This window comes from Paenibacillus ilasis (assembly GCF_043195395.1).
Lineage (GTDB): Bacteria > Bacillota > Bacilli > Paenibacillales > Paenibacillaceae > Paenibacillus_AQ > Paenibacillus_AQ lautus.
In genome coordinates this window covers 86,289-102,215 of the sequence record NZ_JBHDJG010000004.1, presented here as the reverse complement: position 1 = coordinate 102,215, position 15,927 = coordinate 86,289, and the positions used below count along the sequence as shown (strand labels likewise).

10 protein-coding genes are annotated in these 15,927 nt (G+C 45.6%); 1 reads left to right on the top strand and 9 read right to left on the bottom strand.

Annotated features, from left to right (window positions below):
- Positions 1-186: 186 nt before the first annotated feature.
- The 7 genes from ACETK5_RS27955 to ACETK5_RS27925 all read right to left on the bottom strand — a co-directional run bounded on the left by ACETK5_RS27955 (position 187) and on the right by ACETK5_RS27925 (position 12,685).
- Positions 187-6,228 (bottom strand): CehA/McbA family metallohydrolase, encoded by a 6,042-nt coding sequence (locus ACETK5_RS27955; protein ID WP_394059179.1) that lies wholly within the window; start codon positions 6,226-6,228, stop codon positions 187-189.
- Between the two features lie 113 nt (positions 6,229-6,341).
- Positions 6,342-7,448: an SGNH/GDSL hydrolase family protein gene (locus tag ACETK5_RS27950; protein WP_216534910.1), complete on the bottom strand. Its 1,107-nt coding sequence runs from the start codon at positions 7,446-7,448 to the stop codon at positions 6,342-6,344.
- Positions 7,449-7,555: 107 nt separating this feature from the next.
- Positions 7,556-8,320, bottom strand: coding sequence for a Cof-type HAD-IIB family hydrolase (locus tag ACETK5_RS27945; RefSeq protein ID WP_216534909.1), 765 nt, complete (start codon positions 8,318-8,320; stop codon positions 7,556-7,558).
- Positions 8,317-9,153 carry a carbohydrate ABC transporter permease gene (locus ACETK5_RS27940; RefSeq protein ID WP_071219381.1) on the bottom strand — a complete coding sequence of 279 codons (837 nt, stop codon included), beginning with the start codon at positions 9,151-9,153 and terminating at the stop codon, positions 8,317-8,319. Before ACETK5_RS27940 ends, ACETK5_RS27945 begins: the two co-directional genes overlap by 4 nt.
- 29 nt (positions 9,154-9,182) lie before the next feature.
- Positions 9,183-10,133 carry a carbohydrate ABC transporter permease gene (locus ACETK5_RS27935; protein ID WP_216534908.1) on the bottom strand — a complete coding sequence of 317 codons (951 nt, stop codon included), beginning with the start codon at positions 10,131-10,133 and terminating at the stop codon, positions 9,183-9,185.
- 300 nt (positions 10,134-10,433) lie between these two features.
- Entirely contained in the window at positions 10,434-11,906 is a 1,473-nt protein-coding gene (locus ACETK5_RS27930; protein WP_394059178.1) for an ABC transporter substrate-binding protein, read from the bottom strand.
- A 194-nt stretch (positions 11,907-12,100) separates the two neighbouring features.
- The gene (locus tag ACETK5_RS27925) at positions 12,101-12,685 is read right to left on the bottom strand and encodes a YdcF family protein (protein ID WP_194540231.1); all 585 of its coding nucleotides are present in this window, start codon (positions 12,683-12,685) and stop codon (positions 12,101-12,103) included.
- 359 nt (positions 12,686-13,044) lie between these two features.
- Between ACETK5_RS27925 and ACETK5_RS27920 the strand changes: the two genes are divergently transcribed.
- The gene (locus ACETK5_RS27920) at positions 13,045-14,190 is read left to right on the top strand and encodes an ROK family transcriptional regulator (RefSeq protein ID WP_394059176.1); all 1,146 of its coding nucleotides are present in this window, start codon (positions 13,045-13,047) and stop codon (positions 14,188-14,190) included.
- 156 nt (positions 14,191-14,346) lie between these two features.
- On the opposite strand, the gene ACETK5_RS27915 is transcribed toward ACETK5_RS27920, so the two are convergent.
- Together ACETK5_RS27915 and ACETK5_RS27910 are read right to left on the bottom strand one after the other, a co-directional pair.
- Positions 14,347-15,150 carry a hypothetical protein gene (locus ACETK5_RS27915; protein ID WP_216534905.1) on the bottom strand — a complete coding sequence of 268 codons (804 nt, stop codon included), beginning with the start codon at positions 15,148-15,150 and terminating at the stop codon, positions 14,347-14,349.
- 225 nt (positions 15,151-15,375) lie between these two features.
- Positions 15,376-15,927 carry an NADAR family protein gene (locus tag ACETK5_RS27910; RefSeq protein ID WP_394059174.1) on the bottom strand — a complete coding sequence of 184 codons (552 nt, stop codon included), beginning with the start codon at positions 15,925-15,927 and terminating at the stop codon, positions 15,376-15,378.

Genomic DNA, 15,927 nt, shown 5'->3' with positions numbered 1-15,927 from the left:
CACAATAATAGATTGGGAGGGAGCATGAGAAAGGATATTCCTGAAGCGATCTCAGTTACCGGAAAGGGGGCTTGTTCAAAAAGTAACACGTTCAGTAATAAGTTCACTTGCGGACATAAATGAAAATGAGCCCGGCATCATGACCGGACTCATTTTCATTAAACTGCCTAATACATATGGTGCCATTCAAACGATCTCATGGTTGCTCCGCCATGAAGGTAGGAGGGTGCGGCTGGTTCGCAATCCACCACCCCCCGTTCCGATTAAGGCCGAAGAAGTGAATGTAAGCTTGACTTCAGAATCCATGCCTGGGTCGACTCTCTCCATATCGATCTGCTTCGGAGTCAAGATTTTCAGCTCATAGGATGAAATCAAGCCATCATACTCTGCCGTGATGAGTACGGCTCCTTCCGACTTTGCTGTTACTATACCGCTAGCGCTGATCTCCGCTATAGTTGGATCACTGCTTGTATAGATGACGTTTGTCTCTACCTTTTCACGGCTTCCATCGCTATATACTGCGGTAGTCACCGTATGATCACTCTCGCCAACGACCAGTGTAGACATTCCTTCGAGCTCAAGCTCAATCAGGCTAACCGGCTCTTCTTCATTACCTTCTGATACCGATTGTAAAACAGGTCGTTTAGCAATATCGTCCCATCTCCAAATCGCGTTAAAGTCCCACCCTAGCCTGTCTGTATAGGTGGATGGAGTCTTTATTTCAGTTTCAGATAGGCCTAATCCTTTAAGGGTTGTTAATGCTCCTTCAGCGACACCTTCTTTATTCACCATCATGCCGTCAAATGCATAATTATTTTCGAGCGTAGCGATGTGCCCCGCAAGAACTCGTCCCATCACCCGGTTTGCCATCGTTGGCGCCGTAACCGCAGGGCTCAGGGCAATGACATTTCTGACGACTGTATCATTGTATCCGTAGCCAGTGACTCCGCCCGCATTGCTCGTGATCGCTCGAACGGTTCCAGATGCATACACGTTTTCTGTTAGGCTGCCCGAGTTCGTAATTCCGATTAGGCCGCCGGCCTGACTTACCTGAGCGGTTACATCCGCGGTTGAATAGCTGTTTCTTACGATACCATTGGAATAGCCTACTAGACCCCCCACTGTGCTGGAGCCTTTAATGGAGCCTGTTGAGAGACTATTCTCTACCTCGCCATTGTTCGTATTGACGAGTATGCCTATTCTGCTCCCGCCAGTGACGCTGGCATCGATCATGGCTATATTTTTAATCACTCCGCCATTGAGATGGAATAAGCCGCCGCTCGAAGAATGAAAGTTAACTATTTTCTTCCCGTCGCCATCCAAAACACCGGTGAACGAAACCACTTTAAAAAGCGACTCAGCCGGTTGTCCAGAGTAATCCAAATCATGGTCCAAAATATACTTTTCCGCCGGGAAGTTTTCCATAACGTTCAAATCGGCAATGGATTTGATTCTGTAATAACCTGCTTCATTTCTTTCCAAAGGCACGACAGACTCGCTCGCCTCTTCGGGATTACTGTTCAATACTGGACGCTTTAAAGCATCATTCCACGTCCAAACCGACTCAAAATCCCATTTCAATATATGGATATACGTATTAGAATCTTCAACCTGTTGCTGGGATAGCCCTAAACCTTTTCTGTTGTCAGCAGCGGCAATACTTTCGCCTTCTACATCCACAATCATGCCATCAAACGCATAATTATTCTCAAGCGTTGCGGTATGCCCGGCAAGAACTCGTCCCACCACACGGTTCGCCATCGTCGGTGTTACGACTGAAGGATTGAGAGCAATAACGTTTTTAACAACCGTATCATTATAGCCGTAGCCAGTCACTCCGCCTGCGTTACTTCTAAGCGCCTGAACGGCGCCAGATGCATACACGTTTTCCGTTAAACTGCCTGAGTTTGTAATGCCGATCAAGCCGCCAGCCTGGTTCAGCTGGGCCGTTACATCTGCAGTAGAATAGCTGTTTCGCACGATGCCATTGGAATAGCCCGCTAGACCGCCCACTGTGCTGGAGCCTTCGATTGAGCCCGTTACATAACTATTCTCTACCGTTCCGTTGTTCGTGTTAACGAGTATACCGATATTACTCCCGCCAGTGACGCTTGCATCGACCATAGCTATGTTTTTAATGGTTCCACCATTGAGATGAAATAAGCCGCCATTTTCTGATTTAAATTGCTTTAACGTTTTATGATTTCCATCCAATGTGCCGAGGAAAGGCGTCCCCTTAAATAGGGGTTCAAATAGCTGCCCTTCAAAATCAAGATCGTTTTCCAATATATAATTTTCATTTGGAAAGTCTGAAATGGTCTTTAATTCGCTAACCGAACGAATGATGTAGTACCCATCTTCGTTTTGATCCAGCTTCGGCTTTGGAATATCGTCTTCGTTAATTACCTCCAAATTACTTTGCAGTAAAGGACGCTTGGCATCTTCATTCCAGATCCAGATCGAATCAAAGTCCCAACCGAGGGTCTCCATGAAAAAAGCTGGCTTCGTGAATGCTTCTGCACCCACCCCCTGTCCTTTTTCATTGTTTGGATCAGGAACCGTAACGTTCTCACTGCTAACAAACATATTTTCATCGGCGTAATTGTTGACTAGAGTTGCCTTCTCCCCAGCTAACACTCTGCCAACAATTCGATTCGATGCCGTACCTGTAACAATCGATGGATTTAATGCCATACTATTTTGAATGACCGTATTGTTATAACCGTATCCGCTGATGCCGCCAGCATTGGATTCTTCTGCTATTACGGCTCCCATGGCATAGACCTGTTCGGTTATACTCCCCCGATTCGTAATCCCGATCATGCCGCCGGCTTGCTTGCCCCGTGCATTAACTCGAGCTGTTGAATAACTGTTTCTAACGATACCGTTCGAGTAGCCCACAAGACCGCCAACTGTAGAATTGCCTCTAATAGCTCCGGTACTGTAGGCATATTCCACGATCCCATCATTCTGATCCACCAGGATTCCAACATTGCTCCGGCGAACATCAATGTCTGCATGGATGATTCCTACATTTCGAATCGTCCCTTCATTAATGGCAAAGAGGCCTGCGCCGCCTGAAGAGATCATAACGTCTGTAATCGTATGCCCTTGCCCATCAAACGTACCCGTAAATGGAGCCCCATTCACGCCAATGGCTTCAAAATACATGCCATTACCGTCAATATCCCGATCTAAAATAAAATGTTTGTCCGGGAATTCATGCATTTTATAAAGTCCGCTGGCACTTTTGATTTGATATGGGTTGTCTTCCGAACCATCGCCCAGCATTCCTTCTTTAGCTATTAACGGGTCCGTTAACGGCTCTTGATCGATTGGATTATTAACCAATCTTACGACGATCGTATGTTCATCGCTAAATGCAAGAGGGTTATCAAATAAGATGATTTGTTCTCGTCCGAGATGTTCTAGCGTTGCTTCTTGAATAACCGTTTCCAACAGCTGTTCACCTGTATGATCCCGCTTTTCCCCGATCACGGTGACACGTTCAAGCGAGCTCGGGTAATTCAAGACCCCAACGCCCTTCAAGATGTTATTTTCCACAATTGCGCTCGTTAATTCCAAATAATTGGCCGGTTGTTTAATCGTAAATGAATCAATCTCAACACCGTCGCTGTTGTAAGCTTTCAAGGTGAGCGATTGATCGTTTGATTCTAAAATAACACCCGTCTGCTTATTTTCATCATATACGATATGATCCCAGTCAAATGATTTGTTATCATAGAACGTTGGACCTGATGAACCAACTGTCACAAAAGTTGTTCCTAAATTCATCGCTTCTTCCGATATATCTTTTACACCGTCTCGTATGGTTGTCCGTTTATACACATGATCATGACCGCCAATATACAAACTAACGCCAAGGCGTTCAAATGCTTGAGACAATTTCACTCTCATCATGTCCATACCGGTCTCATCCCCGGATTGACCGCCATAATAAGGATAATGCCCCATAACGATTTTCCACTTCTTGTCCGTTGCCCGCAAATCTTTTTCCAGCCATGACAGCTGCTTGTCGAAATCCAGCACAGAATTCAGAACAGCAATGTGCATATCGCCATAATCAAACGAATAATTCGTTTCCCGGTAACTGCCTTCACCGTTCTTCGGCAGGTTGAAAAACCCGGAGAACGGCACGAGCTTCCGCTCCGTCGCACGTTCACGGTCCCCGACAATGTGAGCAGAAACTAGTCCCATATCGTTGTTGTAAATGTTGTTAAACACATCATCCCAAGCATACATATTGCCGCCGTTCTCGACCAAGTCTCCGACTTGAATCACCGTCTGTCCGTTTGGATTTTTCTCCCGCAAAACGTCCAGCATATTTTTAAAGAGCCGGAAGCTTTCCTGATTTCGATCTGGAACTCCAAGATCCCCCATCACATACATAACGGCTTCCTCTGAAGCTGGCGCGGTCCTAAAGCTATAACTGCCGCTCCAAGGTCCAGTCGGTGACATTCCATACCGATAGTCATACGTAGTCCCTAAGTCGAGATCAGTTATATTCGCTTCATGAGCTGCAAGCACGCGATAATTACTCTTCGCAAACGTATCACCATAGGCGACTTGAAAATAAGATACTTCCGCTTGTACCACTTCAGCATTGTCCCACGTCGCCGCTGACTCAGGTTTATACTGAATATACGTTGTTTCTAATGCCTTATCGGTTACTACATTTATTCCTACTTCACGTTCGCTTGCACCTACATTAACAATGGGTTGAAATTCATTTAAAATGTTATCAGCGTCCAGATTTTGTTGATCAACAAGCAATCGAATAAGTTCAACACGCGTATTTCCTTGAGCGTCGGTTGCTACATACTTAATGAAATAGTCTCCATACATATCGACCTTGAAATGCTGATTTAGAGCGGCTACTTCTCCCTTATCATTTAAAACGATGGCTTCCACTGATAAAGATTGACCGCGGTTATCCGTCGCCGAGGCGCCGAGCACTTCTACTTGATCCCCAAGCTTAATGGTGTCCGGATATTTTCCATGGACCGTAATTTCAGGCGCGTGCACCGTGCCCCTCGTTTCATCACCAATCCAAATTGGAGCACTTATCGCTTCTTCACCGTCTGCCTGAAAAGCTCTAACGATGAAATAATCCCCATCTTTAGTTGCTAAGGTTACTTCCTTTTCAAATTTATTACTGGCAATATTGCGGTACTCCTTGAGAATTTCACCGCTGTTTTTGTAGATAACGACTTTATCCAAAACATCGTTAGCATCAGGATCATTCATGCGGACGAAAAGATTAATTTCTTTTGTATCGGCTGGAAGGATCGCCCCCATCATCTGACCTTTTGCGGAAACCGCCATTTCTAGGTTCCGATCAAATGATACATAGGTGCGGTGGTTTCGCATCGCCTCGTAAAGACCTTCTCTAGTAAGGTTATCTCCCCACATACCGGTCACATGGGGCTGAACCATTCCCCAATTTCCTTTGTGCTCGTCTCCGCCAAACACAGGAGAAACATGCCAGCCTTGATCTAATGCCTTGGTATAGATTGCAAAATCATTGGAGGATTTGTATTCGATCATATTAAGGTTACTGTCAACGTCTCGGTTATAATGTTTAAATTCATTGAAACTCCAATTACCTGACAAGCGTGGATGATTAAACTGAGCAATCGCATGAGGATCTTGGGCAAGTCTTGCGTAAAAGGTTGGCAAATCATATTTGATGTCGCTCCAGCCCCAAGTGCCATCCGCGCCTACTCCATGTGTTCTTGCAAACCATGGGGCATTAAATAGGTTGATATGACCCGATTCATCATACCAGGTCACTTCCGTACCAGGCAGCGTAATAAATTCGTGATCACGATTGTGAGCATCGGATTGCTCATGCAGCAGCTTGTATTCTTCTGAATAAGAGTCTTGAACATTCGTAATAAAATCACTGCCCGTACTGATGTCATAAGTCACGTCGTGTTCAGTCACTGCAAAAAAATCAAAGTCTGTATTAGCTTTCACAAAATCGTAAGCATCATTGGGCAACAATATCCCATCACTGAGAGATGTATGGCTGTGCATGTGACCTTTGAAGAGTGAAGCTCCTGAGTACTTAGCTCTATCTTTTTGAGAAACACCCTCTTCTTTGTCTGAAGACGCGGATACATTAATGCCGTAACAAAGACTAACAACCCCCGCAATGAAACAAGCCATCACAATAAAAGGCAGACTTCTTCTTTGGGACTTCAATCAAAATCCTCTCCTTTTTCGGCTCAAATTGGTAATACAGATGTTGGATAAACAAACAGCCCCTAAACCAAAAAATGCAGTCTGAAGGCTGTTCATAACATCTATCTTGTTCATCACAGTCGCAACAATGGCTTAATGATAGGTGCAAGCGACTGTGCCATGCGCAAAAATCCGAGGTCTGTTGGATGTGTTCCATCTACCGTACAATCATTGACGAAATCATCGCCCAGCAGCTTCAAGCCGTCAACGAAATGAATATTACGGTCTCCTTCTGTCCTTCTCTGTTCCACATTTTCAATTTGGATCAGCCTGCGGCGATCATTAAGCTCCCTCCTCTCCATATAGAACTGGTCTTCGGCAGTGCTAATCCTTGAGACTACTACTATAGGAACTTCGGGATGCCGATCTCTTAAAATTTGGATGAAGGCAGGCAGCGTTCGTGCGATGTTTCCGGCCGCGCCCGTATTCCCTTCATAATCAAGAATGAATAGAGCCGGATCATCGATTTCCGACATGATCTGCGCGAGCTCCGGCTCGCCCTTTCCATTCCCCGAGAAGCCTAGATTTACGAACTCCACTGGAATCATACGGCTGAGAATATTAGAATAAGCCATACCCGGCCGGGAGGCGCATCCCCCTTGCGTAATCGAAGTTCCATATATAATGACGGGTTTACTGCTTGCATAGGCAGGTGCATCGCTTATGACAGCATCCTTATCTACACCGATCCATACCTCTTCTACCCCTTGGTAGAGCGGCAAGTTTAAGGTGACAGCCACATCTTTTTTTGTATCCCACTGATAAAGCTGGGATTCATATTCACTTTCCGTTGGTTTGAATCTAGCCGTGGTGATAAAGCTCTGCTCTCCCGGCTCTCCAAGATAGCAGTCAACCCCGCACTGCCCTGTAGGCGGCATATGATACATATTGGCCGGTCCGGCAAGACGCACCCTTATGACCAGCCTTGAAGAATTGGTGCGAAAGCGAATTTGCCCACCTGCCGTACAATAAGCAAGCGTATCAACCGCAGGCGGCAAGACAGCCCCGGAAGCCAAGGGCAGGCGTCTGTATATCCCATCCTGCGCGAGCCAAGGAAAGCCCGCGATGTGAAAGGGCGCTTCAAGCGGAGAATGCCATCTCAGCTGTTCGCCATTGGTTGTCTTCGGGTATATCGTTCCGCCCAGTTGATCTAAGTTTATCTCTTTCGATTGAACGGTCATCTATTTCTACTCCCTCACTTTCAAGATTCGATGCCGAATTACTTCTTGACTCCCTTCGTGATCAAAAGACGACTTTTTGAACAACCTCTAAAATACGTTTGCTGCGTTTACTCCATTTGGAATACATATTTCCGAATCGCCTGAGCAACGCCGTCCTCGTTGTTGGTAGCCGTGATTACGTCGGCTATGGATTTGATATGCTCTTCACCGTTGGCCATCGCCACACCGAGACCTGCCGCCTTCAGCAGCTTCGCGTCATTATCACTGTCTCCCATCGCAATGACATCGGACATCGAGAAGCCCAGCATCTGGCAAACCTCACGCACTCCACTTTCCTTGGTAGTTCCTTTAACTGATATCTCCATATTCGTAGGGGCCGAACGGGTAACTTCAAGCATCCCCCATCGGAGCAGCTCCTCCTTAATTTCCGCGAGCTTCTGTTGATCATGGCTGCCGATGCCGAATTTCATCCAATCCCGTTCAAACATCTCAGGCGTCCAATCCTTGTCGCCCGTCAAGCTCTCCACGCTGTAGCCCCAGTACCACTCGGCCCGTTGGGCAGCAATGGCGTGCATATGGCGGACCGTATCCCGCGGGAGGAAGACTCGCTTCTTAAGCCTGCCCGGCCTCTCCCAAATTTCCGCGCCATTGAGCAGCACCATTGGGGAATCAAGCCCCAGCTCATCCCAGAAGCCCTGTGCAGTTTGCAAGCCTCTTCCGGTGGAGAACATCACTTTAACGCCCTGATCTACGGCATATTGAAGCCACTTTTTGGTCTCTTCCGTAATGTGCTTTTCATCCGTCAGAAGAGTCCCATCCAGATCTAAGGCAATCAGCTTATATTTCGCCTTCACTTGCTGCACAGTATTCATCCCTTCACCGCTCCCATGGTCGCGCCTTCCATCAGAAGTTTTTGGAATAAGATATAAATAATAATGGACGGTACCATCGCAATGGTTACACCGGCAAACAAAGTTACCCAATCCGCAGTAAACTCCATTTGCTTATTCGCAGAATACATCTGCACCGCAATGGGATATTTCTTGGGATCGCTCAAATAGATAAACGGCGCTAAGAAATTGTTATAGAACCCTAGGAACTTGAATACGCCAACGGTTACAATTCCCGGTGTAGACAAAGGAACAATAACACGCCAAAACTTTTGGAATAATGTAGCGCCATCCATCGTTGCGCTCTCCTCAAGCTCCATCGGCAGAGAGCTCATAAACCCTCCGAGCAGCATAAGGTAGAACACGCTTTCCCCCAGACTGGACAGGAGAATTAATCCGGTCAAGCTATTGGTTAAATTCAGTTCCCTCATAACTACATACTGGGGTACAAGCGCATTGATGCCGGGCAGGAACAGGGACAACATAATCAAGCCCCAAATCAATTTTCTACCTTTGAACTGCATTCGAGTAAGCGCATAGGCGTTAATTGTCGTAAAGAAAAGTCCAAGCACCAGACTTCCGCCGACATAATAAAGGGTATTTAAGAGTGATTGTCCAAAGCCATATTGATTCCAAGCCTTCGAATAATTCTGCCATCTTGGTTCCGAAGGCAGCGCCCATATATCTTTAAAAAACTCAGGATTGCTTTTTAACGATTCATAGATAACCCAGACTAAAGGAAATAATATGGTCAGCGACCAAGCATAAAGCAGCACACGCCACACAACGTCCATAAACGTTCGTTTTTCCTTCAAACTTTATCCCTCCGAACTTCATATGGAAACTAATACTCGTAGCCTTTGTTCGGCACAAATTTATCGATTAACAGCTTTGCCGTTACTAATATGACGAACAGGATCATACCGACTGCGGAAGCGTAGCCGTAATTCCGATACTCTACGCCAAAAGCCAAGTTAAACATGTAGAGGCCAATGACATCCGTCGACCCGAACGGGCCCCCATTTGTCATAATAAGGATGATTTCAAAGCCCTTCATCGTGCCAACGATCAGGAACAAAGCGCTGACCCGAATAATTGGCGTAACAAGCGGCATTGTAATTTTAAACAAGCGCGACATATGTCCGGCCCCTTCAAGAATCGCCGCCTCGTACAATGACTTTGGAATCGCCAGCATCGCATTGGCAAAGATAATGACGTACAAGCCGACGCCGCCCCATACCCATGCCGGGATAATCGACGCGAGCGCCGTATTTTCATTGCCCAGCCAATAGAAATTACCGGTATCAATGCCAATGAACTTTAGAAGCCCATTCAGCAAACCGTACGATCCGTCATAAATAAAAGCCCAGAGGAGCGCGACTACGACCGTAGATAAAACATTCGGAAAGAAAAACAATATCTTCAAAAACTTATTTTCTTTATACGATTTATTTGTAATTAAATAGGCAAGTATCAAAGAGATGATAATAACAAAGAAGGGCACCGTTATCATTAAAATCAAGTTGTGGGTAAGCGCGCGCCACACGTATTTATCTTGAAATGCGGTGACGAAATTGGACAGCCCCACAAACGTTGCATCCGTAAACCCGTCCCAATTGAGCAACGCATAATAAACGGATAAAATGTTCGGAAACAACGTAAACAGCAAATATCCGCCAAAGGGAGGCACAATGGCTATGAACAGAAATATCCACTTCTGCGTATTCGCTTTATCTAGACCCATACGCTTGCGCATAGGGGCTTTTGGTGTCGTCACAACGGTTGAATCTGACACGAGAGGTCAACTCCTATCTTACTAGACGTTTATAAGAGGTTGTTCAAAAAATCGTCTTTTGATCACGAAGTGAGTCAAGAAGTAACTCGGCATCGAATCTTGAATTCAGCCGAGCCTTCCGGTGCTCACGTACCCAGAACGTACGCTACGCTCCTCACTCCCTAGCTTCATCCAACCTTCTCGGTGCTGAAAATCCGACTTTTTGAACACGCACTATTAGTCATTTTCAGTGTGAAGCCTATAGGGTCTCAAAAGTTAAAATGGAAGAGCGGAGATGAATCCTCCCCGCTCCATCACGTCTTATTTTTTCTTTTCAGCCTCTACAGCTTTCTTCAGCAGTTCTTCAGCTTGCTCCAGAATCGGTTTCGGATCCTGCATACCCATAGCAAATTTAACAATATTCTCATTCAATAATTTTTCCGCTTGAGCAAGATTCGGATCCGAAATGCTGATAGACCGGCTTGCTTTATAAGTTTGAGCATTATTATCCGCAATGTACTTCAGAACAGATTGAGCGGAACTGGAAAGGTTAGCCGTTCTGGCAGGGTCTTCCGTCAAATCCTTGCGCATTGGCAAAGCGCCTGCTTTTTCAGCAGCAAATTGTTGATTTTCAAGCGTAACCATCCATGTGATCAATTCTTTGGCCCACTTTTTGTTAAGCTCCGGCTTAGCTGCCCAGATATAGTTGAAGTTTGAAGTTCCGCTTCGAATCCAAAGCGTTTGATTTGTGTCATCTCTGAAAGGAACAGCCATGAAACCCCAATCGAAATCCTCGGGTGTTGCTTCCTTCATCTCATTCTCGACATGAGTCCCTGTCGATACCATCGCCGCTTGCCCCTGAATAACCTGCATTTGCGATTGCGTATGGTTCAATGCCGGAAGTCCTTCTGCAAAATATCCTTGTTGGCCAAGCTCGTAGATGCGCGTCCAGGTTTCAACCGTCTCCGGATTTGTATATTGCGGCAGACCATAGGTTCTATAATTTTCGATAAATTCATCGACATGTCCATTGATATCAGCCAGCTCAAAATTTTTGGCTGTTCCGAAAGCCCAGTTATGGTAGCTTGGATGAATACCCGGGAACGTTATGGGAGCAATGCCGTCCGCTTTAATGTCTGCTAGAAGTGCTTTAAATTCATCCCATGTGTTCGGGTTTTGGTTCCAGCCATGCTCTTCGAATAGCTTTTTGTTAAAAAACAACCCGCCAAAGCTGCTCGCCGTCGTAAATTCATACCTTTTCCCATTGATCAGCTGCGTTGATTCGTACATGCCCGGCATCATAAGATCCTTGACCTTTTTGTCCGGCACGTCTGGAAGAGGGTATTCCCAAATGTCATCCATTGGTTCAAGCTTGCCGGCTTCAGCGAGCCCCACAATACCTCCCGCTGGATCCGTATTAAATAGATCAAACATGTCATTATCATTGCCTGCAGAGATTTTTGTAGAAAGAATCGTCTTCATATCGGCTGAAGCCGTGATGTCTATTTTGACATTTGGATACTTGGCTGTGAACGATTCAACTGCATAATCGAACCACTCCCGGCCATATCCTCCTACAAAGAAGCCTACCTTTAGCGTTACTTCCTCATTCTTCGGCAATCCATTCTCATAAACATCTACCTCTGCAGATACACCTGGATCCGACCCAGCAGGAGTTGTACTTGGGCTAGCCTCGTTTTTCCCGCTGTTTCCACCGCAACCAGCCAGCATAGCTAAAGATAATGCCGCTGCAACACCCGTGCTCATGAATCGTTTCATTTTTCCATTAAACATTATTTCGCCCCCGTTAATTAATAAATAAATTGGATTAACTATTTAAGCATAACTATGATTTGTTAATTACCAATCAAATCCGGGTAAATAATTTGTAAATAACTTTTGGCTTATAGCCACTTAAGCCTCACCTCCCATATATTCTGTAAACGCTTACATTCTAATCACTTATTGGCCAGTTGTCAACCATTTTGTCAATTGTTTTGATCATTGATTTCTCGCCTGATAATGGGGAGCGTTAATCGAAACGCCCGAATTTCCAAAAATGTTAATTTGAGCTGGAATCCCACAATGCTTCTAAGGCTTCGATTAGCGCTGAAACCGCCATTCATGCCAAGACGATGCATAATATACTTCGTGCGGCGGACATGAAATAAATTGGTTATGATCATAAAAGATTTTAGCTGGTACTGCTCCATCAATTGCTTGCTAAAGATTAAATTCTGAACGGTGTTGTGTGACTTGTCTTCTTTTAATACTCTTTTCGCCGGAACGCCCTTCTCAACCAGATACTTCTTCATCAGCTCTGCCTCCGAGCGACGTGAACCAACTGCTCCCCCCGATACAATGATGTATTTGTGCCCATACTGCTGAAATCGTTTGTAAGCCTCATCCAATCTTTCCTTAAGCAAAGGGTGTATTCGGCCGTCTTTAGATACATAGCCAAGTACAATAATCGCATCTGCTTTACCAGGTTGTAATATAACTGCATGCAGCCAGCATATGTAAGCCAGCACCGTCATCGCTGCTATTGCAATTATCCATCCGATCCATACCATTACTTACTCCTCTAGGCGTCATTTTCTGCATTTAATCAAATCAGTTTACAAATATAATATCTTTTTTTATTACAATGTCAATACAATCCGTTTCATTTTTTAAGTATTTTCGGAATAAAACTTTCCGCATTGATTGTATTCTGCTGCATAATACCGCCATCTATCGTCGTTTTTATGAAAATTCAAATGATATGCTTGTTGAATTAAACGAACTTGCAACTTTTATTCGCCTCGTATTAATGCTACACTTGAAGCAAAGTATGTTCCTAATTTGTCAAATGTTTTGAATCTATATTATATAAAACGTTGTTGGAAAGAGGATGCATATTGTGAGTGATTCGGTTAAACAAACTAGCCATATGTTATTAAAATCAATTAATCAGCAGAAGGTTCTTTTTCTCATTTATTCAGAGGGGCCGATCTCTCGCGTAGAGCTTGCGGAAAAGACTGGACTAAGCAGACAAACGGTAACCAATATCGTGAATCGCCTGTTGAAGGAAAAAATAATCGTGACAGGGGAGCTTATTGACTTGGAGGCAGGCAGCGGAAGGAAAAGAGTCGGCCTTCATATCAACAGCGGCCATTTTTATGCCATCGGGCTTGAGCTCGCCGGCAAATACATTCGCGGAAAAGTGTTCAACCTGCGTCAAGAAGCTGTCGCATCCGCAGAACGCACGAGCAACAAATATGGTTCTATCGATGTGCTGATGCAGCTGTTGCATGAAGTTATCGATGAGCTGCTCACCCAGGTGCCCAACACCTCCAAAGTAAAAGGGATCGGAATCAGTATGCAGGGCCTGGTAGATTCTCAGCATGGCATCGTTCTACGGACACCCGGCATAGGCGTTCATCGCCTGCCGCTCAAGCAGCTGCTTGAAGACCAATATAGCATCCCCGTGTATATCGAGAACGATGTCAATCTTCTCTCTGTCAACGAGAATATGAACGGCTGCTTGAAGGATTCCCATAACAATATCACAATCAAGTTTGATTACGGTACAGGCGGCGCGATCGTCCATGATAAACAAATTATTGCAGGATCAAGCTTTGTTGCAGGTGAATTCGGGCATTATAAAGGCTTCTATGGAGAAGATGCCTATCCATGCCATTGCGGCAGATCCGGATGCTTAACGACATTGGCTTCCAGCAGCGGACTTAGTGTTTCCATCAAATGCACACTAGAGGAGTTCGCAGAAGGCATAAGAACTGGAGATCCTAAGTTCCTTAGCTTATACGAAAAAATTGTCGATGGCATCGCGATCGCCGTTACCAATATAATTACATTTATAAATCCAGACAGTCTGCTTATAACGGGCCGAGTCATTCATACCATCAGTCCCGAAATGTTCAACGAGATTAGAGCCAGGGTGATGCACCAGTTGCCTGTGACAGTTAATAACGTACAATTGATCTACCTTTATAACAAACCGGATGAAACCAAGCTTGCTGCTGGGTTAGTTATTAAACGCGCATTTGAAATACCGCTGGATACTTTATCTCTTTAATTGACCCCGTTTTTTGATGTCATTCCTAAAATGGATAAATCGATCGTACGCAATAAACAGAACTCTCCAGACTCGGAGAGTTCTTTCTTTGTTATCCATATCCTTCGCCCATATCGACAGTACGCTGTTATTACCCCTAGTAGACGCTATTGTGCGCTAGTGCGTCGATTCCGTTTGCGTATCAACTCGGCAAGTTAGATTAGCCAATCGTCGGATCTCATCACTTAACCTTCGATTGACCGGATACACTTCTTCTATGAAATTTAAAATGCGAAGTGCCGATTCGGGAACATGATCGTAACCCTGTATCATGTCTCCTATGATTTCCGCAAAACGGGGGTATCTCCTCTCTAACCGCCTCTCATTGCCGAATGGGTCGGGATAGTAGTCCACCTCTTGCTCCAGCAGATGGAGCACGGATAGAATCCTGTCCACTGCGTATCCTTGAACAAACCTCGTCGCGGATAGACGCTCTCCCCTAGCATAGCGACCGAGCCCCACGTATAGATTGGTTAAGGCTTCATTCAAAGGAAAGTCCAAGGAATCCACTTTTAGGCTGGGGACCGGGTTGGAAGGTTTGGCGATTGCCGTATTGGCATACATGGGATCCTTCCAAATGACCCGGCCTTCCGTATAGGTGGCGTTCGCCAGCTCCCATTCCTCGAATACAGCATATTCCCCGAAAATACCGTCCTCGAACAGGACTTTGTAGCCAACATCCGAATTCTTAAATGAATAGGCAAGAGGGCGTACGTCCTCGAGCCAATCCAACCGGTCTATATATCTGTTTTTCTCCCCGGGCTTTACAATGACAAAGAAATCTAAATCCGAATATTCATCCAACCGTTCTGTCTCGACCCCAACGGAACCAACTCCTAATAATAAAAGAGCTCCCCCCTTGCGTTCGAGCGACTTGCCGATCTCGCCCAACCGCTGTAACAGCAATTCTGTTCTCAACATTACGAATCCTCCCCTTGTTTTGGAATGCAAAAAGGGTCCAACCCACTTCTCAGCGAGGTTGAACCCGAAGGTTGCATTGCCTTTATTATCCTTCCGTGAAATTATCACGTATACTTGTTGCTGTCAATCGAAAAACTTGCCGTCACTTATGATAAGGTCATTAAAGTACGGTAATCCCACTCTCAAAAATGACTTTCAAATAGTCACCCTCAATTCTGCCAAAAACTATCTCTGCAGCAACTCATCCCGCGCTTCAGTCAGCGCGAACCCCAGCAGATTCTGGCCCCGCCATTTCACGGGATTCTCCGCATCCGGATTGGACTGGCCCATGCCGATCCCCCATATGCGGTCCTGCGGGCTGGCTTCGACGAGGATACGGTTCTTCGTCGACTTGAGATAATCGCCAAGCTCCGCATTCTGCGAAAATTTGGCCAAGCTGGCTCTTTTGACGATGCCGTAGCATTCCTTGTCCCAAGTATCCTTGTCAAAGTTTCGGACCGCACGCCCATAAGCCTTCATCTCCTTGGGATGCTTAGCTGTAAGGATCGACTCCAGCATTTCGTGGTCGCCGAACAGCCTTGCCTTCTCGGCCATCATAAACTGCTCGGCACAGGAACACTCCGTCCCCTCTACCGTGAACGGGCACATCCACCACTGGCTGAAGCAGCTTTTGTCGATGCTCCCGTCCTTAGGCGGCGTATGGCCCCAAAAGAATACAAACTTGAACGTTTTCCCTTCTTTATATGCTTTTCTTAGCTCATCGAGATTGTAGATCAT